This window comes from Haematobacter genomosp. 1 (genome assembly GCF_002196855.1).
Classification (GTDB): domain Bacteria; phylum Pseudomonadota; class Alphaproteobacteria; order Rhodobacterales; family Rhodobacteraceae; genus Haematobacter.
The window spans coordinates 1-21,564 of sequence record NZ_NIPW01000065.1 but is presented as its reverse complement, the minus strand read 5'-3'; the positions used below and the strand labels follow the sequence as shown (position 1 = coordinate 21,564).

At 61.8% G+C, this 21,564-nt stretch carries 26 protein-coding genes; 18 read left to right on the top strand and 8 right to left on the bottom strand.

The genetic code is table 11. The features are described 5' to 3' along the window. Positions 1-167 precede the first annotated feature (167 nt). The 3 genes from CDV49_RS19530 to CDV49_RS19520 all read right to left on the bottom strand — a co-directional run bounded on the left by CDV49_RS19530 (position 168) and on the right by CDV49_RS19520 (position 2,605). A complete protein-coding gene (locus CDV49_RS19530; RefSeq protein WP_035714669.1) occupies positions 168-749 on the bottom strand; it encodes a recombinase family protein in 582 nt (193 codons plus the stop codon). Positions 750-1,415: 666 nt separating this feature from the next. Then, on the bottom strand, positions 1,416-1,769 hold the full coding sequence (locus tag CDV49_RS19525; protein ID WP_084684261.1) for an HIRAN domain-containing protein: 354 nt from the start codon (positions 1,767-1,769) through the stop codon (positions 1,416-1,418). Between the two features lie 11 nt (positions 1,770-1,780). Further along, on the bottom strand, positions 1,781-2,605 hold the full coding sequence (locus tag CDV49_RS19520; RefSeq protein ID WP_035714670.1) for a manganese catalase family protein: 825 nt from the start codon (positions 2,603-2,605) through the stop codon (positions 1,781-1,783). Between the two features lie 318 nt (positions 2,606-2,923). On the opposite strand from CDV49_RS19520, the gene CDV49_RS19515 reads away from it, so the two are divergent. From CDV49_RS19515 to CDV49_RS19500, 4 genes are all read left to right on the top strand, one after another. After that, a complete protein-coding gene (locus CDV49_RS19515) occupies positions 2,924-3,343 on the top strand; it encodes a YsnF/AvaK domain-containing protein (protein WP_051911429.1) in 420 nt (139 codons plus the stop codon). 1 nt (position 3,344) lies between these two features. After that, complete coding sequence (locus CDV49_RS19510) at positions 3,345-4,208, top strand: YsnF/AvaK domain-containing protein (RefSeq protein WP_088216950.1); 864 nt, start codon at positions 3,345-3,347, stop codon at positions 4,206-4,208. A gap of 85 nt (positions 4,209-4,293) precedes the next feature. Then, positions 4,294-4,932, top strand: a complete 639-nt coding sequence (locus CDV49_RS19505) for a CYTH domain-containing protein (RefSeq protein ID WP_051911431.1) — start codon at positions 4,294-4,296, stop codon at positions 4,930-4,932. Between the two features lie 306 nt (positions 4,933-5,238). After that, on the top strand, positions 5,239-6,132 hold the full coding sequence (locus tag CDV49_RS19500; protein ID WP_035714671.1) for a hypothetical protein: 894 nt from the start codon (positions 5,239-5,241) through the stop codon (positions 6,130-6,132). Between the two features lie 124 nt (positions 6,133-6,256). Here the strand turns inward: CDV49_RS19500 and CDV49_RS19495 are convergent, their stop codons facing one another. From CDV49_RS19495 to repC, 4 genes are all read right to left on the bottom strand, one after another. Then, entirely contained in the window at positions 6,257-6,721 is a 465-nt protein-coding gene (locus CDV49_RS19495) for a YidB family protein (RefSeq protein ID WP_035714672.1), read from the bottom strand. Positions 6,722-6,870: 149 nt separating this feature from the next. After that, entirely contained in the window at positions 6,871-7,257 is a 387-nt protein-coding gene (locus tag CDV49_RS19490) for a response regulator (RefSeq protein ID WP_035714674.1), read from the bottom strand. A 97-nt stretch (positions 7,258-7,354) separates the two neighbouring features. Continuing rightward, positions 7,355-8,425, bottom strand: coding sequence for a sensor histidine kinase (locus CDV49_RS19485; protein ID WP_035714675.1), 1,071 nt, complete (start codon positions 8,423-8,425; stop codon positions 7,355-7,357). Between the two features lie 190 nt (positions 8,426-8,615). Continuing rightward, a complete protein-coding gene (gene repC / locus CDV49_RS19480; protein WP_158212533.1) occupies positions 8,616-9,728 on the bottom strand; it encodes a replication initiation protein RepC in 1,113 nt (370 codons plus the stop codon). Between the two features lie 564 nt (positions 9,729-10,292). On the opposite strand from repC, the gene CDV49_RS19475 reads away from it, so the two are divergent. The 14 genes from CDV49_RS19475 (at position 10,293) to virB11 (ending at position 21,018) form a co-directional block, all read left to right on the top strand. Further along, positions 10,293-10,607, top strand: coding sequence for a hypothetical protein (locus CDV49_RS19475; RefSeq protein ID WP_088216949.1), 315 nt, complete (start codon positions 10,293-10,295; stop codon positions 10,605-10,607). A gap of 73 nt (positions 10,608-10,680) precedes the next feature. Continuing rightward, positions 10,681-11,079 carry a hypothetical protein gene (locus CDV49_RS19470; protein ID WP_140418240.1) on the top strand — a complete coding sequence of 133 codons (399 nt, stop codon included), beginning with the start codon at positions 10,681-10,683 and terminating at the stop codon, positions 11,077-11,079. Further along, a complete protein-coding gene (locus CDV49_RS19465; RefSeq protein ID WP_256947410.1) occupies positions 11,076-11,762 on the top strand; it encodes a lytic transglycosylase domain-containing protein in 687 nt (228 codons plus the stop codon). The genes CDV49_RS19470 and CDV49_RS19465 overlap by 4 nt, the downstream gene beginning before the upstream one ends. After that, complete coding sequence (locus CDV49_RS19460; RefSeq protein WP_051911435.1) at positions 11,750-12,037, top strand: TrbC/VirB2 family protein; 288 nt, start codon at positions 11,750-11,752, stop codon at positions 12,035-12,037. The genes CDV49_RS19465 and CDV49_RS19460 overlap by 13 nt, the downstream gene beginning before the upstream one ends. Before the next feature lie 6 nt (positions 12,038-12,043). Then, complete coding sequence (locus CDV49_RS19455; protein WP_035714693.1) at positions 12,044-12,319, top strand: VirB3 family type IV secretion system protein; 276 nt, start codon at positions 12,044-12,046, stop codon at positions 12,317-12,319. Continuing rightward, positions 12,312-14,669 (top strand): VirB4 family type IV secretion/conjugal transfer ATPase, encoded by a 2,358-nt coding sequence (locus tag CDV49_RS19450; protein ID WP_088216948.1) that lies wholly within the window; start codon positions 12,312-12,314, stop codon positions 14,667-14,669. The genes CDV49_RS19455 and CDV49_RS19450 overlap by 8 nt, the downstream gene beginning before the upstream one ends. A gap of 2 nt (positions 14,670-14,671) precedes the next feature. After that, positions 14,672-14,809, top strand: a complete 138-nt coding sequence (locus CDV49_RS20625) for a hypothetical protein (RefSeq protein ID WP_158212534.1) — start codon at positions 14,672-14,674, stop codon at positions 14,807-14,809. Next, entirely contained in the window at positions 14,806-15,483 is a 678-nt protein-coding gene (locus CDV49_RS19445) for a type IV secretion system protein (RefSeq protein WP_035714694.1), read from the top strand. Before CDV49_RS20625 ends, CDV49_RS19445 begins: the two co-directional genes overlap by 4 nt. Continuing rightward, complete coding sequence (locus CDV49_RS19440) at positions 15,480-15,911, top strand: hypothetical protein (protein WP_035714697.1); 432 nt, start codon at positions 15,480-15,482, stop codon at positions 15,909-15,911. Before CDV49_RS19445 ends, CDV49_RS19440 begins: the two co-directional genes overlap by 4 nt. A 9-nt stretch (positions 15,912-15,920) precedes the next feature. Beyond that, positions 15,921-17,102 (top strand): type IV secretion system protein, encoded by a 1,182-nt coding sequence (locus CDV49_RS19435; protein ID WP_035714700.1) that lies wholly within the window; start codon positions 15,921-15,923, stop codon positions 17,100-17,102. Positions 17,103-17,173: 71 nt separating this feature from the next. Next, the gene (locus tag CDV49_RS19430) at positions 17,174-17,875 is read left to right on the top strand and encodes a virB8 family protein (protein ID WP_051911437.1); all 702 of its coding nucleotides are present in this window, start codon (positions 17,174-17,176) and stop codon (positions 17,873-17,875) included. Position 17,876: 1 nt separating this feature from the next. Then, on the top strand, positions 17,877-18,650 hold the full coding sequence (locus CDV49_RS19425) for a TrbG/VirB9 family P-type conjugative transfer protein (RefSeq protein WP_051911438.1): 774 nt from the start codon (positions 17,877-17,879) through the stop codon (positions 18,648-18,650). Then, positions 18,647-20,008 carry a TrbI/VirB10 family protein gene (locus tag CDV49_RS19420; RefSeq protein WP_051911440.1) on the top strand — a complete coding sequence of 454 codons (1,362 nt, stop codon included), beginning with the start codon at positions 18,647-18,649 and terminating at the stop codon, positions 20,006-20,008. Before CDV49_RS19425 ends, CDV49_RS19420 begins: the two co-directional genes overlap by 4 nt. Beyond that, on the top strand, positions 20,008-21,018 hold the full coding sequence (virB11, locus tag CDV49_RS19415; RefSeq protein ID WP_169743205.1) for a P-type DNA transfer ATPase VirB11: 1,011 nt from the start codon (positions 20,008-20,010) through the stop codon (positions 21,016-21,018). Before CDV49_RS19420 ends, virB11 begins: the two co-directional genes overlap by 1 nt. Positions 21,019-21,043: 25 nt before the next feature. Here virB11 and CDV49_RS20620 read toward each other — a convergent pair. Beyond that, on the bottom strand, positions 21,044-21,564 hold a 521-nt coding region (locus CDV49_RS20620; RefSeq protein ID WP_218822013.1), incomplete at its 5' end, for a hypothetical protein.

Genomic DNA, 21,564 nt, shown 5'->3' with positions numbered 1-21,564 from the left:
CCGAGTTCTGCAACAATGCCCCTCAAACTGCTCCCCTTCGTCATCGGACAGCAGGACAGTAATGCGCATTTTCACAATCCTTAGCTCGCCAGTGCGCACATGTGCGCATTTCTCCTCATTATGCCTCACTCTAGCGAGTATGGGAAGAACTTTTAGCTAACACTCCCTCACGGCTCCACATTGCCCTTGCATCGAGCGATGGTCATCCGGCTGCACCCATAGCGGCGCGCCAGATCCGATACCGACACTCCAACATCCAGCTCCGCACGAATACTGTGTTTCTGTGCTGCCGAAAGTTTGGCAGGTCGCCCAATGATCTTTCCCTGTGACCGGGCGCGGGCCATACCCGCATGCGTTCGTTCAATCAGCAACTCTCGCTCGAATTGCGCCACGGCGTTCAGGATGGCCATAGTGAATTGCCCGGCCGGACTGGTGAGGTCGCTGCCGCCCAGAGCGAGGCAGTGAACACGCACCTGCATTTCGGCAAGCAGGTTCACCGTTTGAGCCACATCCATCGCGTCGCGCCCCAGCCGGTCCATCTTCGTGACCACCAGCACGTCGCTCTCCTCCAGCCGATCAATCAGGCGGGCGAACATCGGACGCTGCTGCGCGGGCACGCTGCCCGAGATCGTCTCGGAGACGATCCGGCGCTTCGGGATGATGAAGCCTGCCGTCTCCAGTTCCTGCACCTGGTTCTCGATGGTCTGTTGGATGGTGGAGACGCGGACATAGGCGAAGGTGCGGGACATGGCCAAAACTGTTCAGAACGGTCGTTCACATCTTAGATGCTCACAACCCCCGTACAAGACCCGTTTTGAGCACCTTCACCTGTTCCTGTTCAAAACCGTTCCGATTTGAACAGGTGACCATGCAACTGAAAGCCTGGTCGGACCTTCAGATTGGCAAGGGCAACAGCAGCCGGAGCGTCGGCGACACTCCCGGCTAAGGCGCTATCAAATCTGATGCCATGTTGATACCGGCTCAGCACAAGCCGTCGGCCTGATCAACATTCGCAGGGCGCGGCGGGGCGCTTGAGGAACATATTGATCAACGGTCGGTTTACCAATCCCACGCGCACCTTCGAGGCTCCATGAGCATTGCAGCGCACCACTTCATGTTTGGCATGCAGGGAGGGCCCGGGTTTTTGCGGAAGACACCACGCAGATCCTCAGAGGATGAACCGGCAACCAATGGCACGCTCAGGTGGGCCGCTGCCATAACGCTCCTCATCGCAGCCGCTGCAGTCGTCATTGCGATTGTGATTAGAAGCCAGACTGCGCCTGTCACAGCCCCGAAGCAAGTTATCGCACCTGAGGTCCAGGTTGAAGCGCCCTAGGTGCCGAAACCAGGAGCTGAGTCGGGACGGCACCTGTCGCAAGAGATACCGGAGGAGCTTACCCCTCCGGCTTGCACGTTCAGACTATTTCCAGGAACACCCTCACTTCGCCAGTCTGCGAAGCTTCGGCAAAACCTGCAACTCCCGCATCAAGCAGTCGGGACAAGGCCCCTGCCTGCACGGGCGGTACGTAACCAAGGCGGCGTCCGTCGTTGTCTATAACGGCGACGGAGGAAGGATCGAAGCGGCGGGCGGGGTCGCGCATCAGGCGCAGCCGCTCGCCGGGGCGCAACCAGTCTCCAGAGGTATCTGTATTCGACAGTGACGTTCGGAGAACCTCAACGGCGGTCGCGGGCCGTGGAGCCGCGTCGGCTGGCAGGACCGCCAGGGGTGCCGCTGCAGCAAAACCACCGATAAGGATGCGTCGTTGCATGCCGGCCTCCCTCACATCTGTTCGGATTGCGCGCCGCTCTTCGGCTTCGCCTTTCCAAGATCCGGCACCTCACCCAGTGCTCCCAGCTTCGCAACGGTGAACTCGCCCTTTCCGTCGATGGACGAGCCTTCCGACCAGCGGCCGGGGGCCGGGGCGCTGCCGTCTTTCTGGAAGCCCAGATAGGCATAGCTGAACTCGGTCTTCTCTTCGGCCTGCGGGTGGCTGTTCGGGATCGGGAAGGCGCCCTTCGCCCCGCCCAGTTCCTCCAGCGCGGCCATCCACTGGTTCTGGTGCATGGTGTCACGGGCGATCAGGTATTGCAGCATGTCCTTCATGCCCGGATCGTCCGTCATGTTGTACAGGCGGACAGCCAGCGTGCGACCCGTGGATTCGGCGGCGATGTTGGCCGTCATGTCCGCCGCAATGTTGCCACTGGCATAGATGTGCGACATGTCGAAAGGCACGCCGTCGCTGTCGACCGGCATGGCCGACAGGCCCGAGGACAGCAGGTTTTTGAGGTTCATCCCGCCCATGACGGCGTTGATGGCCGAGTCCTTGGCCATTTCCTCTTTCAGGCTCAGCGGTGCGCCTTCAAGATTGAGCGCGACGGCATGGGCCAGCATCTCGATATGGCCCAGTTCCTCGGCGGCGGTGTTCATCAGCAGGTCGCGGAACTTCGGGTTGCCGCGCGCGCCGCAGGCCTGGAAGAAATACTGCATTGCGACACGGATCTCACCCTCCACGCCACCGATGGCCTGTTGCAGGGCACGGGCGAACAGCGGGTTCGGGGTGTCGACGCGAACGGGATACTGAAGCTTGTTGTCGGTATAGAACATGATGCGTCCATTGCTTTTCAGGTTGGGAAAAGATCGTTCAGACTGGATTCGCCTCGAAGGGGCGTTTGACGGACAGCGTGGTAGCCGCATCAGCAACAGCCGGCACGGCGCGTTGGTAGGCGTCTTCAAGCGCCGGTCCATCCGGCCTGTCTAAAGGCGCGGCAACGCCGCTGGTTCCGGCTCCTTCGCTTGATGTCTGGGATCATGCCCTGATGTCCGTCCCATCGGCGATTTCTGCCGATGGGACGGAACGTGCCCTTTCGATCACGGAACGTTCCGTGCGTTCACCCGTTGTCCATGCTCAACAGGGATGGCGCAATGACCGAAGACGGAAAAGACGTGCTGCCTCTTGTCGAGGAGCGGGTCTCGGTAACCGCCGAGGCGCGGGTCAGCGGGCGGGTGCGTGTCAGCACTCATACCGAAGCCGTGGACACCCTCATCCCTGTCGATCTTGCAGAGGTCGACGTCGAGGTGACCCGCATTCCTGTGGACCGTGCAGTCGATCACGCGCCCGACATTACCACGGATGGCGACACGACGATCATCCCGGTGATGGAGGAACGTCTCGTCGTGACGCGGCAGCTCTTCGTGCGCGAAGAGATCCACATCCGCCGGATGACACATCGCGAGACAGTGGACGTTCCGGTCACCACGCGCCGGCAGACCGCGACCATCGAGCGTCTGCCTCCCCATGACGAGCAAGACATCCCACCCTTCCCTTCTGACAAGGATATCTGACATGACCTATACCACCGATACAGGCACCGGCACCACCGGCACGACGGGCGGCACCGCCATCTCCGCCCTGTTCGACAACCGCACCGATGCCGAACAAGCGACGGCGCGTCTGCGCGAAGTGGGTATCCCCGAAGCACAGATCCGCGTTGTTCAGGGCGCCGAGTCCGCCACCACAGGCGTCGCGGATCCCGAAGGCAGCAAGGGCTTCTGGGACTCGCTCAGCGACCTCTTCTTTCCGAACGAGGACCGCTACTCCTACGCCGAAGGCCTGTCGCGCGGCGGCTACCTCGTGGCCGTGACCGGACTTAACGACGCGGAATACGATGCCGCCCTTGCCATCCTCGACGACGAGGGCACCGTGAACATCGAGGAGCGCGAGGAAAGCTGGCGCTCCGAGGGGTGGAGCGGCTACGAGAACAGTCCTTACGCCACGGCGGGCGCAGCGACGGCACCCATGGCCGCGGCAACGGACCGCGTGTCGGACGATGCGGCGATCCCGGTCGTGGAGGAGCGGCTGCGCGTTGGCAAGCGCGACACGAACCGCGGCCATGTCCGCGTGCGCGCTTACACGGTTGAAGAGCCCGTGAGCGAGAGCGTCGATCTGCGCGAGGAGCGCGTCGAGCTGGAGCGCCGCCCCGTCGATCGCGCCGCCGTTGTGGACGAGGACTTCCGGGACCGCACGATCGAGGCCGAGGAACATCGCGAAGAAGCGGTTGTGGCGAAGGATGCGCGCGTGGTGGAAGAGATCTGCCTGCGCAAGACCAGCGACACCCATCGCGAGACGGTTTCCGACACCGTGCGCCACACGGAGGTCGAGGTGGACGACGATCGCGACGATCGGGAATTGCCGCGCACCGGGCGCTGAGTCATCGACATAACGCGGAACGAGGGCAGGATTTCCTGCCCTTCTTCATGTCTGTCAGCAAGCAACCACGTCTTCGGGATTCCGCATGCCCACCGAGATCGAACGGAAGTTTCTCATCAGGTCGAATGACTGGGAGCCGCACGTCATGCGGACGCTGCACATTCTGGACTACCTTGTGGCGCGGTTCGACACCGGGAAGGCCAGGATCCGCATCTGTGGAGAGGAGGCCATCCTGACCTTCAAGGGCCAGAAGACCGGGGTTCGGCGCGGCGAATACCATCTGCCGCTGGAAAAGGAACAGGCCCGGGTCATGATCGACGAGTTCGTAGTCTCGGACGCTGTCGAGAAAAACCGGCACGAGGTGGAGGTGGCCGGGGTTGTCTGGCAGGTGGACGAGTATCTGGGGGCGCTCTCGGGGTTCGTCACGGCGGATGTGGAGCTTCCGCATGAGGACCATCGGCTGGTCCTGCCCGCTTGGGCCGGACCCGAAATCACGAACGATGCTCGCTTCGGATCGTCGGCACTGACCGCGGCCCTCGACCGGGGCGAAGAAGCCGTGGAAGCCCTGTTCGAAGCAGCAATGTTGGGTGCCAAAGAGAGCAGCAGGAAAGCGGCATCGATCTGCGACCAGCGTGAACCAAGAACCAGCGACCACACCAAAACGAGCTTCGCTTTACGCGAAGATGTTAACGCCCGGACGGATCTCATCATCAACGACGACTAAGAAGCTTGCTGAGGAAAACGGCTTGGCGGGCAACAGCGAGCTGTCCTCGCGGAACACGCTTCAGCAACATCTGTTTCCGACCATGGGCCGCTACAATTCACAACACGATCCCTCAGCCATCCCGCTCGGGTGGCAAGGTGCAAATTGCGACGAAGCTTTCCCAAGGGCCACACCGGACGGCCACTCGAAGAACCCATCCCTGCCCTTGGAAGCCCCACCAAGGAACCTCTCCCTCCTGCAGCGGTTGCACCTGCATTGGCGTGTATCTGCGGCCCCCTGGGAGTCCGCGCATCGGAGGGACAAAACATGACCTACAATCCAACGCCTGAGGGACCGACAACCCACAGCCATACGACCCCAACGATGTGGGGTCACTTGAAGCAAGTGTCCTGGGGCGCAATCTTCGCTGGCGTTGCCGTGGCGCTCGTGGTGCAGGTGCTGCTGACGCTGCTCGGGGTCGGAATTGGTGCAGCGACGCTTGATCCCGGCACGGCGGACAATCCGGCCGCTTCCACCTTCTCGGTTGTCTCGGCAATCTGGTATGCCATTTCGGGCATCGTCGCTGCATTTGTCGGTGGCCTCGTCGCGTCCCGCATGTCCGGTCGGACGGAAGAACAGATCGGCGGCCTCCACGGTCTGACGGCATGGGCCGTCACCACTCTTCTGATGCTCTACCTCCTGACCTCGTCCGTAGGTGCAGTGGTCGGTGGCGCTTTCAGCGGCCTCTCCAGCGCCATTGGCGGCGTAAGCCAGACGGTTGCAAATGCCGCCGGTCCCGCCCTTGATGACGTCAACCCGCTTGATGCATTGGATCAGCAGATTGAATCCACGGGCAACGATCCGGAAGCTCTGCGTCAGCGTGCCGTAAACGCAATGCGCGGTCTGGCCATGAGTGATGAAGCCGGTCGTGATCAGGCACGTCAGGAAGCTGCGCAGGCCTTGTCCGATATGCGCTCCATTCCGCTGCCGGAGGCACGGGAGCAGGTCTCTCAGATGGAGCAGCAGTATCGCGAGACGGTGGATCAGGCCCAGCAAACAGCAACGGAGGCGGCCGAAACCGCAGCGAACGCGGTTTCCATCGGAGCCATTGCTGCCTTTGTCGCTCTTCTGGCCGGTGCGATTGCCGCGTGGATGGGTGGCCGGCGCGGTGTCTCTCATCCGACTGTCATTGTTCAGCAGGACGCCCCACGTCGCCGCTAAGAACGGCCCGGTTCTAAATGTGCTCCAGACGCCGTCGGCCAAACTCTGGTCGACGGCATTTCAGCTATTAAATCTCAAGAACTTGGTGCTTCTTCCATATGCCGGAGAAGATAGGAAACGGGTCTTACCAGTCGCGTGTCTCGTGTTCTTCAGGCATACGGCCCTTCGGAGTGAGTCTGTCCACAGCCTCCGGTAAGATCGCCGACAGCTGCGCAAGAAGGTCGTTCCGCTGAAGACCAGTCTGTTGGGACAGATTGTCGATCGTCTGTCCGCCAAAGGCCTTCTCGACGTCTTGGGGCGCAATGGACCGGTTCGGGCCGGAGGATATCCAGGACTTTGCAGTCTCCCCTTGTCCAACTTGCGTGAACATATCGATAAGACCGCCTAGCCCGCCATTCAGGCCTGCCGTCTGTCCGGCCCCGCCAGGGTTTCCTCCACCCCCGAGAACGCCTCCCAACCCGCCGCTTTGCCCGCCACGGCTCGACAGCAGCGCCATGAGGATCGGCAGAAGAGGCGAATGGCCGCCATTCTGACCTCCAGTCCCTCGGGAATTCAGCACCCCGCTCAGCACCTGATCAAGCAGTCCCATGATGTTGTCCTTCCATGTGAATGCCGTCCAATGCGGCCCCGACGAAGAACAGGATGCAGGACGGCTTTGCCTGAACATTTGCCGGGTCGGCATGTTCCGTAAAACCGGGCAACGTCAGAAGCGTCGCGAGTAAGATTGCTCCTTCTGGCTCATCTTACGTTCGGCAGATCACCACCACCAAGGTAGCGTTCCACTGCCCGCAGCACATCATCCGACGAGATGGGCTTGTTCAGAAAGCCGACAGGTTCGGCAGGAGCAGCTTTCTCCATGATCTCTTTACCAAGACTGCCGCTGACAAAGAGGGACGGGATGCTGAAGCGCTCCCGAAGTTCGATTGCGGTATCAATCCCGTTGCTTCCGTGAGCCAGTTCCACATCCATCGTCGCAAGATCAATAGGGTGAGCTTCCGCAAGCGCGAGTGCTGCCTGTTTCGTTGCAGCAACACCAACCACCGCGTAGCCAGCATCCTCCAGCGCCATGACAAGATCCATGGCAAGAAGCGCGGCGTCTTCAACGACAAGAATGGTGCTCGGCATGATCGGCTGTGCTCCGGATGCAGTACGGCATCAATCAATCAACTCAAAGTTGACGACAAGGTTTCAAAACAACGGGGCGTAAGTCTCAGAAAGGGTGTCAGCGCTCGGAGCGTTGACAGGTGAGCTGGCAGACCACGCCTTCTTCTGGGTAGTCGACACTGACCTCGCCTCCGAACTCGGCCGCCAGCATCTGCTTGACCAGAAAGCTGCCAAACCCGCGCCGCTGCGGAGGTGCCACAGGGGGCCCTCCACGCTCCGTCCAGCAGAATATGAAGGTCGCGTTCGTCCCTTCACCGCTCAATGACCAGTCGACACTGACCCGCCCGGCTTCGGCAGACAGCGCGCCGTATTTGGCGGAATTGGTCGCCAGTTCGAAAAGTGCCAGGGTCAGCGCGAAGGTCTCCTCGTCACTCAGGGCGACATCAGGGCCGGATAACGTGATACGCGTCCCCTTTCCGTCCATCCGCTCCCGCATATGGTGCACAACATCCCTGACCGTGGCTTCCTCGTGAGCCCGCAGCGACAGTACATCCTGGGCATGCCCCATATCTGAGATCCGCTGGACCAGCTTGTCGCGATATTCCTCGACAGTCGACGCCTGCCGCGCAATCTGCCGGACGATGGCTGTCACCAGAGCGTAGGAGTTCTTCGACCGATGCACCAGCTCGCGGTTGCTGATGGCGGCTCTGCGTTCGAAGCGGACTCGGTCGGTCGTCTCGATTACGGTGTCCATGATACCCCGGACCACCCCTTCTTCATCCACAACCGGACTGTAGGAGAAGGTGAAGAACGCTTCGGCAAGCCCGTTCGCGTCGCGGCGCACCTTCATCGGGAAGTCCTTCACGAAGGTTGCCTCGCCGACCATGGCCTTGGCGACGATTGGGCCAATTGTGTCCCAGGATTCCTGCCAGATCACTGAGAACGGCAGTCCCAGGCAATCTCCCTTGTCGCCCAGGGTTGGAATGAAGGCGTCATTGTAGATCGCGATCAGTTCGGATCCCCAGCACAGGCATTTAGGAAAGCCCGAGCGCAGCGTCAGGCTGACCGTGATCTTGAGCACGGGCGGCCATGTGTCGATCGGCCCCAGAGGCGTCGACGACCAATCGTGCTCTGCGACCCGCTGGGCCATGGGGATGGTAAGATCGAGGAACGCCAAGGAGGTTGTCATGCCGAACTCTTCGGATGGAGCTGCGTGATGCTGCGCCTTTCAAACCTCTATCGCCTACATAGGATTACAGTTCAATCGCACCCTCTATGCCTATGGGCACTCGACCGGCAAGGCCAACATCATGCTACCAAGAGCTTATGGTGAAGACCCCCCCTTACCACCAGAACCTGGCGCGACGTCTGATCGAGCTTCAGCATGTGGCGTGCTCCCTGTGCAAAAGGCCGAACACGGAGCGATGAAGCTGCGCTGTGCCCAGCTCGGCGCGTTCGCTCATGCGGCGCACCCATGCCCCTGCGTTGCGGATCTTGCCACCTCGCTCATAGCCATCAGCGTCAGCAATCATCACCAACAGGGCTGCGCCGACCTTTCCGATCGCGGCTTGCGCTTGTGCCCAAGCGGACGGGTTGATCCCGAGGGCCATGGCCCGTTCGTAGCCCACGTTCACGAATGCCATCCAGTCCGCGCGCCCATAAAGCTCCATCCCCACATGCCATTCGGCGGGGGCGGCCTTCAGGGCCATCGGCAGGCTGATATGCTCCATCCCGCATTTCGGTGTCTGGGTGGGCGGTGTCGATGCGCCCTGCCCCATCTTGTTCTCAGCGGGCATCGCCGGATTACAAGACTCTGATGGATATTGGTTTGTAGTGTATGGTCGGTCATTTTTTTCCGGCCGGTCGGAAATTTCGGACCGACCAAGATGGGTCAGAAAGCGGCGCACATGGTTCAGCAGTTTGCTCAAGTCTTCGTATTCGAGGTGAGCGATCCGGCGCGGAAAGCTCGCCCATGTCTGTTGATCCTCGGCGGCGACGTCGGTTCCCGATAGGATACGGCGGATCATTGAACGCAGGCGAGAAATCTCGTTCCGCATACGATCTGCGGCCACTCGCTCCGCTCTCATGGCTTCGGCCGCCATGGTCAGTTCATCAGCGCGATCCTGAAGCGGTGTCAGGTCGATGCCGTGGACGGCGATGATCCTACCGGATTGGTCCCGCTGGCAGTAACGGCGCCCACCCCCCATGCTGCGATCCACCGCCAACCCGTTCCGCACCAGAAAACGGACATGATTTAAAATGGTGCGGGGATTCTTGCCGCATTCGAAAGATAAGGTTGACACGCTCGCAGGGCTTATCGGCACCTCGGAACCCCGTGGTATACGACCAATAAGGGCCTCTAGGGTCCGACGCACACCATCAGGTAGTTTCATCACAAGCGCGGCATTACGCGCGGCTTCGTATAAATCGGCAGAAAACTGCCTATAATTTTCGTTGGGTTTTCCCAACACCTGCAAAGGTTTAGTGACCATTCTGTCCGCTCTCCATGTGGAGCGGCCGAGGGAAACACGGCTGGCATCTATTGTTCGCCCAAGGGCGCTTTTTGTCTTGCCTGCGATGTAGGGGAACGATACCTTGATGCTTGAACAACGTGAGCATCTTAAGACCTCGCCAAAGGTCCGGTTGCGTCCCCCCCGGTGGTCCCCGACCGCTGGGGGTTTTCTTTTTTGGGCCTCAGGGATCTTGCCGTCCCAATTTCTGCCCCGCTTCGGAATCAATCTCCTGATTTTTGCGCCTTTTCGGCACGGTAGCGTAACTGTCATCAGCGCGCTAGCTACATCCGCCTTTGCAGGCAGGATGTGCCATCACACAGCCCTTCATAAACTCACCGCATCCATACAAGTCAAGTAAGCATATCAAGACGTTCTTCTGATATAGACATTGGCAACGAGAATACCGTATGCATCAGAAACATATTTCTGATGCATAAGTTGTGTTGACATGCAAAACCCATAAGTTGTAACCTTATCTCAAGACATGGATTTCTTTCTGAAATGTCTTTAGATTGCCCCTGCGAACACCAGCGAGGGGGCGGAATGGATTACGACGAGGGAAAGGTGCTACTAGGCAATGCTATTCGACCTTTCGTCAGGAAAGGCGGGAAGCTGCGCTACCAGCCCTTTGTGGCAAAAGATGGGCGCATTCATTGGCAGGTTTTCGGCATCCAGCCGAACGGCCATGAACTTCCGGTCTACGTGGTCAGAACAGGTGAGGCGCGCGTCCTCAAGACCATCGGCGCGGTTCTCAACTACCACCAGGAATACTTCCCTCTCGCAACCGAGCTCTGTGTTGGCATTCTTCCTTTGGAAGAAGGGCAAACGTCCGGCGGAGACGAGGAAGCCGAGGGCTGAAAAGGACCGAGACGACCGCAATGTTGTCTCGATCAACGACTTCAAGAAACGAAAGCGCCGTGCGGTGGCGGCCGTGCAGCGGCAAGAGCGCAAGGCTAAAGCGGGGCGCATTTACCAGGCGGTAACAACCGACTTCTACACGGTCGGGGAGTTCGGGCCTGTCCTGCGGGTGCCGTGGGTGTCCTTCTTCATCTTCTCCATCGGCCTTTTTGCATGGAGCTTCCTGCACGATGACGTGCAGCGGGTTTATGGCGGTCCGGTCTGGTTCTGGTCTTGGGTCGGCTACCTGCTCGTCAGTGCCTACCTGTCGCCGCGCCTCTGGCATGACGTGGATCTCGCCATGATGGCGCTGGTCGCGATCATCTTCCTGCCCTGCCTCTGGTTCATGGCGCTGTGGGTTCCGGCCATCGTGTTCGTGCTGGTATCGGTCGTCTCGCTGATGCTGTCCCCCATTCTGGGGCGCATCCTGTGAGCCGCCCCATCCTCGTCTTCGCAACGCTGTGCCTGACCGTTGGCGCTGCCTCGGCCGATGTGTTCGAGTTTCTGCCCGATGGAACGATGGTGCAGCGTGGCCTTCCCGAAGCCAGCGCCGCACCCGCTCCGGCTGTCTCGCGCCGCGCCACGCCCACGACGGTTCCGGCCAGCCGCGCCCAATATCGGGCGCTGGCCGAAGACGTCGCGCTGGCCTATGCGGGCGGTCCCGGTCCTCGTGCGGCGGGCCTTGACGCCCTGACATTCCAGCGGGTGTTCGTGGCGCTGGTCCGACAGGAAAGCGGCTTCAATCCCCGGGCGGTCAGCCCCGCTGGGGCGCAGGGTCTGGGTCAGCTCATGCCCGGAACCGCAAAGCTGCTCGGGGTGACGGACGCCTTCGACCCCCATCAGAACCTGAACGGAGCGGCCCGCTACTTCACGCAGCAGCTTGCCCGTTTCAAGGACGTGCGCCTTGCGCTGGCGGCCTACAACGCCGGTCCGCATCGCGTCGAGCAATACGGTGGCATCCCGCCCTTCGCGGAAACGCGGAACTATGTCGCCTCCATCACTGCCGCGACGGGGCTACGCGCCCCTGCCGCAGACCCTGCTTCCGTGACTCCTGTTGCGGAGGCCTCGACCCCCTCCCCAGACACACAAAGGAGTATCTCCGTATGGCAGTATTGACCCGGTATGGGCAGTTTATCGCTCTGGCCTTCGCGGCTCTCATCACCTTGTCCGTGCCCGCGCTGGCGCAGGACCTGTCGCCGGTGAACACGATGCTCGGCAACATCGGCAATGCCCTGACGGGGGCCACGGGCCGCGCCCTCGGTCTCGTGGCGCTGGCGGCGGTCGGCATCGCCTTCCTGATCGGCCGCATGAACTGGATGCTGGCGATCTCGGTCGTCGTCGGCCTCGCCATTCTCTTTGGCGCCGGCACCATGCTCGACGGCTTCGCCTGATCCCCCATGTCGGAACCTTGCTTCAAGGCCCTGACACGGCCCGTCTCCATGGCGGGTCTCCCCATCACCTACCTTGCCTTGCTGTTCGGTCTGGTGGTGGGCGGCTTCATCGCCACGCTGTCCTTCCTCTGGTTCCTGGGCAGCGCGGTGGTGGGATACGCGGCTCTGCGTCTGGTGGCGAACTACGATCCGCGGATTGTCGAGATCATCTTCACATCCCTCGCCAGGACGCCCCTGCCGCCCTCGTGGTTCAAAGGAAAAGGGATCATCTACCGTGCTTGATCTGCAACGCGGCCTCGGCCGGAAAGCTTTGGAGCCGCAAGGCATCGCCCGCGAACACATGCTGGCGGGGCACCTTCCCTACATCACGCCGGTGGGCAACGATGTGGTGATGCTGCGCGACGGCGACGTGATGGGCAGCTTCACCGTGCGCGGCCTTGAGGCCGCGACGGCCGAAGTCGCGTTGATCGACGACGTGAAAGCCGCGATGGAAAATGCCGTCGCGCAGATGGGGCCCGATGTGGCGCTCTACGTCCATCGGGTGTCCATGGAAACGCAGCCCCAGCTTCCGCCCGTCCAGGGCGACGGCTTTGCCGCCGAAGTGGACCGCGTGTGGCAGCGCCACATCGCCCGCGACGGGCTGCGCGAACGCACGATCATGGTCACGGTCTGCCTGCGCCCGCGCAAGCTGACCTCGCTCTGGTCGAAGATCAGCGGCGGCGGCAAAGGCGATCTGCGGGCCATGCGGGACCGCCGCATCGCGCGTCTCAACGAAGTCATCGGCTTCATGATGCAGGTTCTGCGTCCGGTCAGTCCGCGCCGCATGACGGTCGGCGGCGGGCAGTGGCTCGGCCTCCTTCGCACCTGCGTCACGGGGCAATATGCCCCTCTCATTCCCGGATCGAGCTTCGAGCCGCTGGCAAACCTGATGGCCGGATCACGGGTCGATTTCCGGGGCGACACGTTTACGGTGTTCGGCACCGACAGCGACGGCACGCGCTATGGCGCGATCTTCGGCATGAAGGGCTATCCGTCCGAGACGATGGCGGGGATCTTCGACCGCTTCGACATGGCGGCGGATACCGTTGTCACGCACAGCTTCACCCCGATGGATCTGGTGACGGCGACGGGCCGCTTGCAGCGCACCATTCGCCAGATGCGCGCGGCCGACGATGCCGCGATCAGCCTTCAGGCGCAGCTTGTGGAAGCCAGCGATCAGCTTGCCTCGGGCCGGATCGTGTTCGGGCACCATCTGGTGACGATCCTGGCCGTCGCGCAAAGCCGCGCGGAACTCGATGACATTGCGGCCTCGATCCGCTCGGCCGGTCAACGTGCCGGTGCGGTGATCGTGCGCGAGGACATAAACGCCCGCACGGCCTATTTCGCGCAGCATCCGGGCAACTACGGCTACCGCTCCCGCGCCAGCATGACCAGCTCGCGCAACTTCGCCAGCTTCGCCTCGCTCCATTCGGCGGGCCTTGGCGTGGAAGAAGGCCGGGAACCGTGGGGCGTGCCGGTCACGATCCTGCCCACGGTGTCGGGCGAACCCTACCGCTTCAACTTCCATGCGGCGGGTGCGCCGGGGGATCGCACGGTCGGGCACAGCCTGACCATCGGTCGGACGGGCACGGGCAAATCCGTGGGTATTGCGTTCCTGGCGGCACAGGTGCAGCGGGCGAACCCGCGCATCATCGCCTTCGACAAGGACAACGGCTTGGAGATGCCGCTGCGGGCCTTGGGCGGCAGCTATGCGCCCGTCCGCACGGGCGAAGCCACGGGCTTCAATCCCTTTGGGGTGGAAACCGACGAACGGGGCCGCGCGTGGCTGACCGACTGGCTGTCCGCGCTGCTGGAACAGAACGGCCCGCCCTTGACGGCGGAACAGAGTGAAGCTCTGTCCCGTGCCGTGATGGCAAACGCCGAGTCTGATCCGGCCCTGCAGAACGTCATGCACTTCCGTTCGCAGCTTCTCAGCGTCGATGACGGTGGCGATCTCTACACCCGCATGGGGGTCTGGGACACCGATGGGCAATACGGCTGGGTGTTCGGCGGCAGGACCGCTGACCCCGTGCAATTCGACCAGGCGGTGACAGGTTTCGATCTGACGGAAATCCTCGACGTGCCGTCCGTCCGGACGGCATGGCTCTCCTACGTGTTCCGCCGCATCGAACGCACGGTGGAGGATGGACGGCCGACGCTGCTGATCCTCGATGAAGCATGGAAGCTGCTGGATGATCCGTATTTCGAGGCCCGGTTGAAGGACTGGATGCTGACCATGCGGAAAAAGAACGTGGCCGTGGTCATGCTGACGCAGCGCGTGTCGCACATCGCGGAGAGCCGCGCGGGCAGCTCGATCCTCGAATCCGTCAACACCACCATCGTGTTCCCGAACCGCCGCAACACTGCGGAGGAACTGGCTCCGCTGAACCTCTCGGACAGTGAAGAGGCGTTCCTGACGAACTCGGCCGGCGCCAGCCGCGCGGCTCTCGTCCGCAACGGCGACACCAGCACGGTCGTGGACTTCGACCTATCGGCTCTTGGTCCCCTGCTTGGCGTTCTGAAAGGCGGTGGAGGCAATGAGACGTCGCCCGACGGCTGGCGCAAAAACCCTGATTTCTGGAAGGAGATTTGACGATGACACGGCCCCTGCGCCTTGCGGCCCTTCTCGGCCTTTCCCTGATCCTCGGCGCCTGCGCCAATTACACCAGCCGCACGTCGCCCTGCGTCTGCGACTGGCAACCGCTCAACGCTCAGACGGAGGTGATCGTATGATCCGCGTTCTTCGCTCGACCGCCTTTGCTGGCGTCCTGTCTCTTACCGCGATGACCGGCGCATCCGCGCAAGGCGTTCCGACGGAGGACCTTCGCGCAATCGCCAACGCGATCCAGCAACTCGACCAGATGAAGCAGCAGCTTCAGGCCATGACGGGCAGTCGGGGAATCAGTAACCTGCTCAACAGCGTCACAGACAAGGAAACCCGGGAAGCGGCCGAAAGTCTGTCCTCGATCATGGACGGCGCGATCGGGGGTTCCCCCATCGGCGGCAACGCCTCGGTCCTGACCGACAAGATTGATGATCTGAAGGAAACCTTCGCTCTTCCGAACCTCGATCAATTCCTGGGCTCGGATCTTCCTCAGGACCGCGCAATTGCTACGCAGGCCGGGGCAGGCATGGTCGCGATGGCGACGGCCGAGGACACCTACACGCGGTCGAACGCGGCCATGGGGCGGGTGAACACGCTAATCGACCGGATCGACAGCAACGCGGACATGAAGGCCAGCGTGGACTTCAACTCGCGGATGCTGGCCGAAGTCGCGGTGCTTCTGAACGAAAACCTGCGCGTTCAGGCCGCCATCGCGAACACGATGGGCAGCGATGCCCTGACCGCCGCGCGGGACCGCGCCTCGCAGCGCAACTTCCTCCAAGGCTCGAACGAAGGGCAATGACCATGAACCTGATGAAAACCGCCCTGATTGCAGCTTTCGCGACGATCACGACGCTTAACGTGACCGGAGCGGCACAGGCGAAGGATCTTCCCAAATGGGTTTGTGATGGCGGTGGAAGCGGTGAACCTCAAAAAATCCGCGAATTCGCTCACAACAATGGCATGGTCAACGTCCTCAGCCACTATCGCGACCGATGGGATGCTGATTTCGCGCGGGAACAGTGCGATGCGGCTGCGGCCGGTGAATCCGCCTACATCGGTTGCATGATCGGACATCGCGATTGGGATGCGATTGCCGCCATGGTGCCCAGCGAACTTTGGGGTTTGGATAACAAAGGCATCCGCCCGCATCTGCTGAAACTCCAAGATGAAGGCACGGGCTACCGCGACGCCCTGAACCACTGCCGCGAACTCGGCGTAAGCCGATAGGAGCAACCGATGGCGACCTACATTCAAACCACATTGGATAGCATCGACAACGCAATCCTCGGATACACGGAATCCGTGTTTGCAGATTTCGGGGGAGCCATCGCAACCACCTGTCAGCTCATGGGCCTTGTTGCGCTGGCATTTATGGCTGCCAACTCCGTCATGCAGTTGGTGCCCGTCAGATATTCCGACTACCTGAAATGGGGCGTGCGTTTCGTCGTCGTCACAATGATCGCAACCTCGTGGCAGCAATTTCACCCTATCTACAACATCGTCACTGACGTGCCGGGAAACCTCGGTGCATCCTTCCTGCAAGCAACGAGCGCCACCAACATGAACGAGGCGCTGGATGAGATGATCACCAGCCTTTTCGAATTTTCGGATCGTGCAGCGGATGAAAGCGGCATGTTCTCGATCTCGCTGACCTCGGTGCTGATCTGGGTTCTGGGCGCACTTCTGGCGGTGGTCGCGATCATCATCATGTCTCTCGCGAAGGTCGGGCTTGCCATGGCTATCGCACTCGCCCCAATCTTCGTGCCCTGCCTCCTCTTCAAAGCCACGAGCAATCTCTTCGAGTCCTGGGTCAAGTTCACGCTTGGCTTCGCCATGATCCCGCTGGTGACGGCAGGCGTTATGGGCGCAATCGTGGGCATCGGCACAAACTTGATTAGAGAAGCAGACGGCGCAACCGAACTTTCCGAAGCCGCGGGTTTCCTGATCGTCTCGGCGGCGGGGATCTGGCTCATGGCCCAAGTGCCGACATTGGTAAATAGCCTTGCGGGCACGATCACCGCCACGGCGACCGGCATGAAGTCCATGCAGGACACGGCGGGAAGTGCCGCCAGGATGGCGGCTTCCGTCGCAGCCCCCTATGCAGCCGGTGCGATGGCGATGGCGCAAGCTGCCTCCGCCCCCGCTGCGGGCCAAAGCCGGATCGCGGCGGCCATGGAAGAACGCCAAAGCATGAAGGATGCGGGCAAGCGCAACGTCGAACTGACCGGCATCCGCAATGCCGAACGGGGCCACAAGTCCAGCTTCGGGGAACGGCGCGAGGCCGATTGGGCGGCGCGGATGGAGCAGCACCGCGAAAACAAGCGATTCCGCCAGCAGCAGCGCGGCACCGACAGCGCTTCGCATGTGGACCGCACCTCCCAGATGCTGGACCGCAAGACCATAAAACCCGGCTCCTAAGCCGCCCGACTTTTCCACCTGAATAACATTCCTGCGCGGACCGATTTCGCGCCACCTGAGGACTCTGCCCAATGTTCAAAAGAAAGACAGCCTCCGCGCCCGCCCCTGCCGCTCCGTCCGTCGCGACCGCGTTCGAAGATGAGGTGTTTTTCACCCTGCGCCGTCAGCGCAACATCGGGGCGGCCTTCGGAGTGGCGGGCATGGGCATTGGCCTTGTCGCGGTGATCGCGCTGGCGATGGTCATGCCGCTGAAGGAAATGCGCCCCTACGTCGTCATGGTGGACCGCACCACAGGGGAAAGCGAACAGGTCGTGGCGACACGCCCAACCAGCCTGTCGGATCAGGAAGCGGTGCGGGAGGCGGAGCTGGTGCGCTACGTCACCGACCGCGAAACCTATGACGTGTCCGACAACAGTCAGCGCATCCCGCAAGTGAATGCGACCTCGGACGGGCAAGCCGCCGCTTCGCTACGGTCGCTGTGGAACTCCGGCAATGACCAGTATCCGCCGAACCTCTACGGCACGGGGATGCTGATTACGGTCGCCGTCCGGTCGATCTCGCTTCTGGACGACGACACGGCCCAGGTGCGGTTCACCCGCACCTATGAACGCACAGGGCAGAACCCGACGACGCGCGATTTCGTGGCAACGATCACCTTCCAGTTCCGCCCGCGCACGGAAACCTCACTGCAACAGGTCTGGGCCAACCCGCTCGGCTTCACCGTCACCCATTACCGCGTCGATGCGGAAACCCTGAACGTGAGGGGGAACTGACATGAACCGGTTTGCCACGCTTGCCGCTGCGGCGCTTGTCGCCAGCATGGGCGCCGTCTTTGCGGAAACCGCTCCGCGTCCCTACTCGGCTGATCCCCGCATCCGCTACTACACTTACAGCGAACATGACGTGTATCGCCTCGACGTCTACATGCGCTTCATCACCTCGATCCAGTTTGCCTCCGGCGAAAATATCGAGTCCGTGCAGGTGGGCGACAGCGCGTCGTGGCAGATCGTGCGCCTGAACCGGGGCGACGTGCTGTCGGTGAAGCCGCTCGTCCAAGGCGCTTACACCAACATGACCGTCTACACGGATCGCCGCGTCTACACGTTCGAGCTGAATGCGAAAACCGCGCAGGCCGGATCGAACAGCCCGAGCTACCGGATCAGCTTCAACTATCCGAATGAGGCGGCCCGCGCGCGCCAGCAACAGGCGGCAGTGGCGGCACGACCGAAGGATTACAACTACTTCGTGGCGGGCAAATCGACCCGCATCCGACCCATCCAGGTTTATGATGACGGTGTGAAAACCTACTTCCGGTTCGCACCGAACGCGCCCCGCCCCGGCATCTTTGCGGCGAACGCGGATGGGCAGGAAGCCATCGTGAACGTGCAGCAGACCCGCGAAGGGTTCGTGGTCAACCGCACGTCCGACCGCTGGACGCTGCGGATCGGGGATGAGGAATTGTGCATCGCCAGCGGCGAAGTCGTTAAAACCGTTCGGGGCGGCCGTCAGGCGCAGCCGGCCAACAGCCATCAGGGGGTGATCCAATGACCGAGCAAGACAACCACACCCCGAACGGTGCTGAACACGAGGATCGGCCGCGCCTGCGGCCTGATCCGGAAAACGATCGCGAAGCCCGCGTGGCGGCGCGCAGTTCAGAGTTCGACGGGGGCGGCCCCGGCAATGTGGTCAAGATCCTCGTCGGCGGCCTGATCGGCGTCATCGTCCTCATTCTGGCTTTATCGCTGATCGCGCCTCAACAGATGGCAAGCCTCTTTGGCGGCGGCCGGACTTCGGATGCAGAGGACGTGCAGACCACCAGTTCTGACGACACGGGCCTGTCCACGGAAATCACCGAACGGCAAACCGATGTTGAAACCGATGTGCCGGAGACGTCCGTTCCGGAAGGTGAGGTGAACCTGACCACCGGGGACAGCGAGCTGGCTGACGCCGAACGGCGGCGGCTGGCGGATTTGGAAGCACGGCTGAAGGCCATGGAAGAAGGACGCGGTGAAATCACCCGCGAGCTTCTGGCACAACAGGCGGCGGATCTTCGGGAACAGTTCGAGCGCGAACGCCAACTGGCCGATGAAGCCTACCAGCGCCAGCTTCAGGAGGCGATTGCCGCGCAAGGCATGGACGGCGAAGCCGACGCCCGCCAGCGTCTCGAAGAGGAACGCGCCCGCCTCAACGCGATCAACGAGGCGCAGGTGTCGTCCGATCTTCTGGTGCTGGACAGTTCCGGCAAGGTGACGGGTGGAGGGGCCAGCGGGGCCGGTGAACGCAAGCTGTCCACGAATGAGCAGTTCATGGCCTCGGCCTCGACGGCCAGCTATGACACGGTGCGGGCCACGCAGATTGCCGCGCCAGACCGGACCATCGTGCAGGGCACGACGCTGGAAGCGGTCTTGGAAACGGCGATCAGCACGGAGCTTCCGGGCGTCATCCGCGCCGCAGTCACCAACGACGTGTATTCCTATGACGGCTCGAACGTGTTGTTGCCGCGCGGCACCCGCCTGATCGGCAGCTACAATTCGGACGTGTCCATAGCCTCGAATCGCGCACAGCTTGCATGGAACCGTGCCATCACGCCGGACGGTCGTAGCGTGGAGTTGGGCGGCTACGGCGCGGACCCGTTGGGCATGTCGGGGCAGACCGGCTTTGTTGACACGCGTTTTGGTGAACGCTTCGGGTCGGCCTTCCTGATCTCGATGCTGGCGATCACGCCGCAAGTCGTGGTCGATGACAGCGCGGGCGAGAACACGCAGGAGCTTGCGGAGGACGTGGGCGAGGATCTGGAAAACACGACGCAGAGCGTGATGAACGATTACCTGTCGCTGCCGCCCGTCATCTACATCGACCAGGGCACGACCATGACCGTGTTCGTCAACCGCGATCTGGTGTTCTGATGACGGGACAGGCGGCACAGGCGCCCGTGATGGTTCCGGCCAGCCATGCGGAACAGGGGCTCGCGCCATTGCGCGAGCTTCTGACCTCGGATGATGTGAACGAAGTGGTGATCAATCCGGACGGCGGGATATGGGTCGAACGGTCGGGAAGTGAACACATGATCCGGTGGGAAGGCTCTCTACCCGAAACCCGGATCAAGCCGCTTGGCGGGCATCTGGCGGGGGAAACCGGCAACCAGCTCGGAGCGAAGCATCCCATCGTGTCGGGGCGCGTCGTCCTCTTCGGGCAGACAATGCGGGTGCAGATCATCGTGCCTCCTGCCATCGAAAAGGGCGTTTCCGTCTCGATCCGCAAGTATGTCAGTCGAGTTCTCGATGTGCAGGAAGTGGGATTTCTGGACAGTGGACAGGTCGATGTGGACGCGCTGCGCCTCGAACGCCTCAAGACGCTGACGGACATGGCGCGGGCAGGGGATCTGGAAAATCTGTTCCGTGCAGCCATCCACGACAAGCTGAACATTCTGGTGTCGGGCGGCACGTCCTCGGGCAAGACGACGCTGGCGCGGGCGCTGCTGGCGATCAGTGATCGGAACGAACGCATGGTCACGATCGAAGATGCGCCGGAACTCCATCTGCCCCACCTGAACACGGTGGCGCTGGTGGCGGAGCGGCGCGGTGGGTCTGAACGCTCCCCTACCCTTCTTCTGGAGTCGGCGCTGCGGATGCGGCCGGATCGGCTGATCCTCGGGGAAATCCGCGGTGTCGAAGCCCTGAACTTTCTGGAAGCGATCAACACGGGCCATCCGGGATCCATCAGCACGATCCATGCCGACAGTCCGGCCCTCGCCTTGGAACGGCTGGCAATGATGGTCATGCGGGCGGGGCTGAACCAGACGCGGCAGGACGTTCTGGACTATGCGCGACAGACCATCGACCTCATCGTGCAGGTCGGCCGACGCGGCGGAAAGCGGGGCGTCCTGCAGGTCTATATGCCCGCTCTGGCGAAATGAAAAACGCCCCCGTAAGGGGCGTTCTTCAGATCTTGGGCTCGGTGCGCTTACTATTTTCCGCGCCTAAAACATTCAGCCTTTTCCTTAGATCACTTGCATTGGACTTGCCGATGATAGAAGCGGCCGGTGTGTCTTGCTCGACAGGCCGAACCTCCGGCGCGTTTTGCACCTCGCCCGCTCGCATGTCAGACGTGCTTTCCCGATTCCGGTTTGCCTGTGCAAGACTATTCGCCTTGTCTCTCCACGCAGTAAGATCGCCCAACAAAGAACCTTGGCGCTTCTCAATAGCGTGCAGCCGGCTCAGGACAGATTCTTCATCCACGGCCTCTGGTAGGCTTGTTGTCGGACGGTTGGGGTCGTTGACTGGCTTGGCTGTTTCCATGCCTGCATTCGATTCAGGCGTTTGTGAGGACGGATGGTGTTCCTCGCCCTGTTTTTCAGGAGATAAGACGGGGGTTGTCTCTGCCTCCCGCTCGGCCGGTGTCGTGTTGGCAACCGGCGTGGCCTTGGGTTCTTCCGGCGCAGCCGGCACAGCTTCCGCAGGTG

What these genes read in the sequence shown, in the direction of transcription:
- CDV49_RS19510 (WP_088216950.1), top strand. Translation starts at nt 3,345, where the DNA reads ATGACCTATACCACCGATACAGGCACCGGCACCACCGGCACGACGGGC.
- CDV49_RS19430 (WP_051911437.1), top strand. Translation starts at nt 17,174, where the DNA reads ATGTTCAAAAGAAAGACAGCCTCCGCGCCCGCCCCTGCCGCTCCGTCC.
- CDV49_RS19440 (WP_035714697.1), top strand. Translation starts at nt 15,480, where the DNA reads ATGACCATGAACCTGATGAAAACCGCCCTGATTGCAGCTTTCGCGACG.
- CDV49_RS19490 (WP_035714674.1), bottom strand. Translation starts at nt 7,257, where the DNA reads ATGCCGAGCACCATTCTTGTCGTTGAAGACGCCGCGCTTCTTGCCATG.
- CDV49_RS19520 (WP_035714670.1), bottom strand. Translation starts at nt 2,605, where the DNA reads ATGTTCTATACCGACAACAAGCTTCAGTATCCCGTTCGCGTCGACACC.
- CDV49_RS19445 (WP_035714694.1), top strand. Translation starts at nt 14,806, where the DNA reads ATGATCCGCGTTCTTCGCTCGACCGCCTTTGCTGGCGTCCTGTCTCTT.
- CDV49_RS19485 (WP_035714675.1), bottom strand. Translation starts at nt 8,425, where the DNA reads ATGACAACCTCCTTGGCGTTCCTCGATCTTACCATCCCCATGGCCCAG.
- CDV49_RS19515 (WP_051911429.1), top strand. Translation starts at nt 2,924, where the DNA reads ATGACCGAAGACGGAAAAGACGTGCTGCCTCTTGTCGAGGAGCGGGTC.
- CDV49_RS19500 (WP_035714671.1), top strand. Translation starts at nt 5,239, where the DNA reads ATGACCTACAATCCAACGCCTGAGGGACCGACAACCCACAGCCATACG.
- CDV49_RS19435 (WP_035714700.1), top strand. Translation starts at nt 15,921, where the DNA reads ATGGCGACCTACATTCAAACCACATTGGATAGCATCGACAACGCAATC.
- CDV49_RS19495 (WP_035714672.1), bottom strand. Translation starts at nt 6,721, where the DNA reads ATGGGACTGCTTGATCAGGTGCTGAGCGGGGTGCTGAATTCCCGAGGG.
- CDV49_RS19420 (WP_051911440.1), top strand. Translation starts at nt 18,647, where the DNA reads ATGACCGAGCAAGACAACCACACCCCGAACGGTGCTGAACACGAGGAT.
- CDV49_RS19425 (WP_051911438.1), top strand. Translation starts at nt 17,877, where the DNA reads ATGAACCGGTTTGCCACGCTTGCCGCTGCGGCGCTTGTCGCCAGCATG.
- CDV49_RS19455 (WP_035714693.1), top strand. Translation starts at nt 12,044, where the DNA reads ATGTCGGAACCTTGCTTCAAGGCCCTGACACGGCCCGTCTCCATGGCG.
- CDV49_RS19460 (WP_051911435.1), top strand. Translation starts at nt 11,750, where the DNA reads ATGGCAGTATTGACCCGGTATGGGCAGTTTATCGCTCTGGCCTTCGCG.
- repC (WP_158212533.1), bottom strand. Translation starts at nt 9,728, where the DNA reads ATGGTCACTAAACCTTTGCAGGTGTTGGGAAAACCCAACGAAAATTAT.
- virB11 (WP_169743205.1), top strand. Translation starts at nt 20,008, where the DNA reads ATGACGGGACAGGCGGCACAGGCGCCCGTGATGGTTCCGGCCAGCCAT.
- CDV49_RS19530 (WP_035714669.1), bottom strand. Translation starts at nt 749, where the DNA reads ATGTCCCGCACCTTCGCCTATGTCCGCGTCTCCACCATCCAACAGACC.
- CDV49_RS19525 (WP_084684261.1), bottom strand. Translation starts at nt 1,769, where the DNA reads ATGCAACGACGCATCCTTATCGGTGGTTTTGCTGCAGCGGCACCCCTG.
- CDV49_RS19505 (WP_051911431.1), top strand. Translation starts at nt 4,294, where the DNA reads ATGCCCACCGAGATCGAACGGAAGTTTCTCATCAGGTCGAATGACTGG.
- CDV49_RS20625 (WP_158212534.1), top strand. Translation starts at nt 14,672, where the DNA reads ATGACACGGCCCCTGCGCCTTGCGGCCCTTCTCGGCCTTTCCCTGATC.
- CDV49_RS19475 (WP_088216949.1), top strand. Translation starts at nt 10,293, where the DNA reads ATGGATTACGACGAGGGAAAGGTGCTACTAGGCAATGCTATTCGACCT.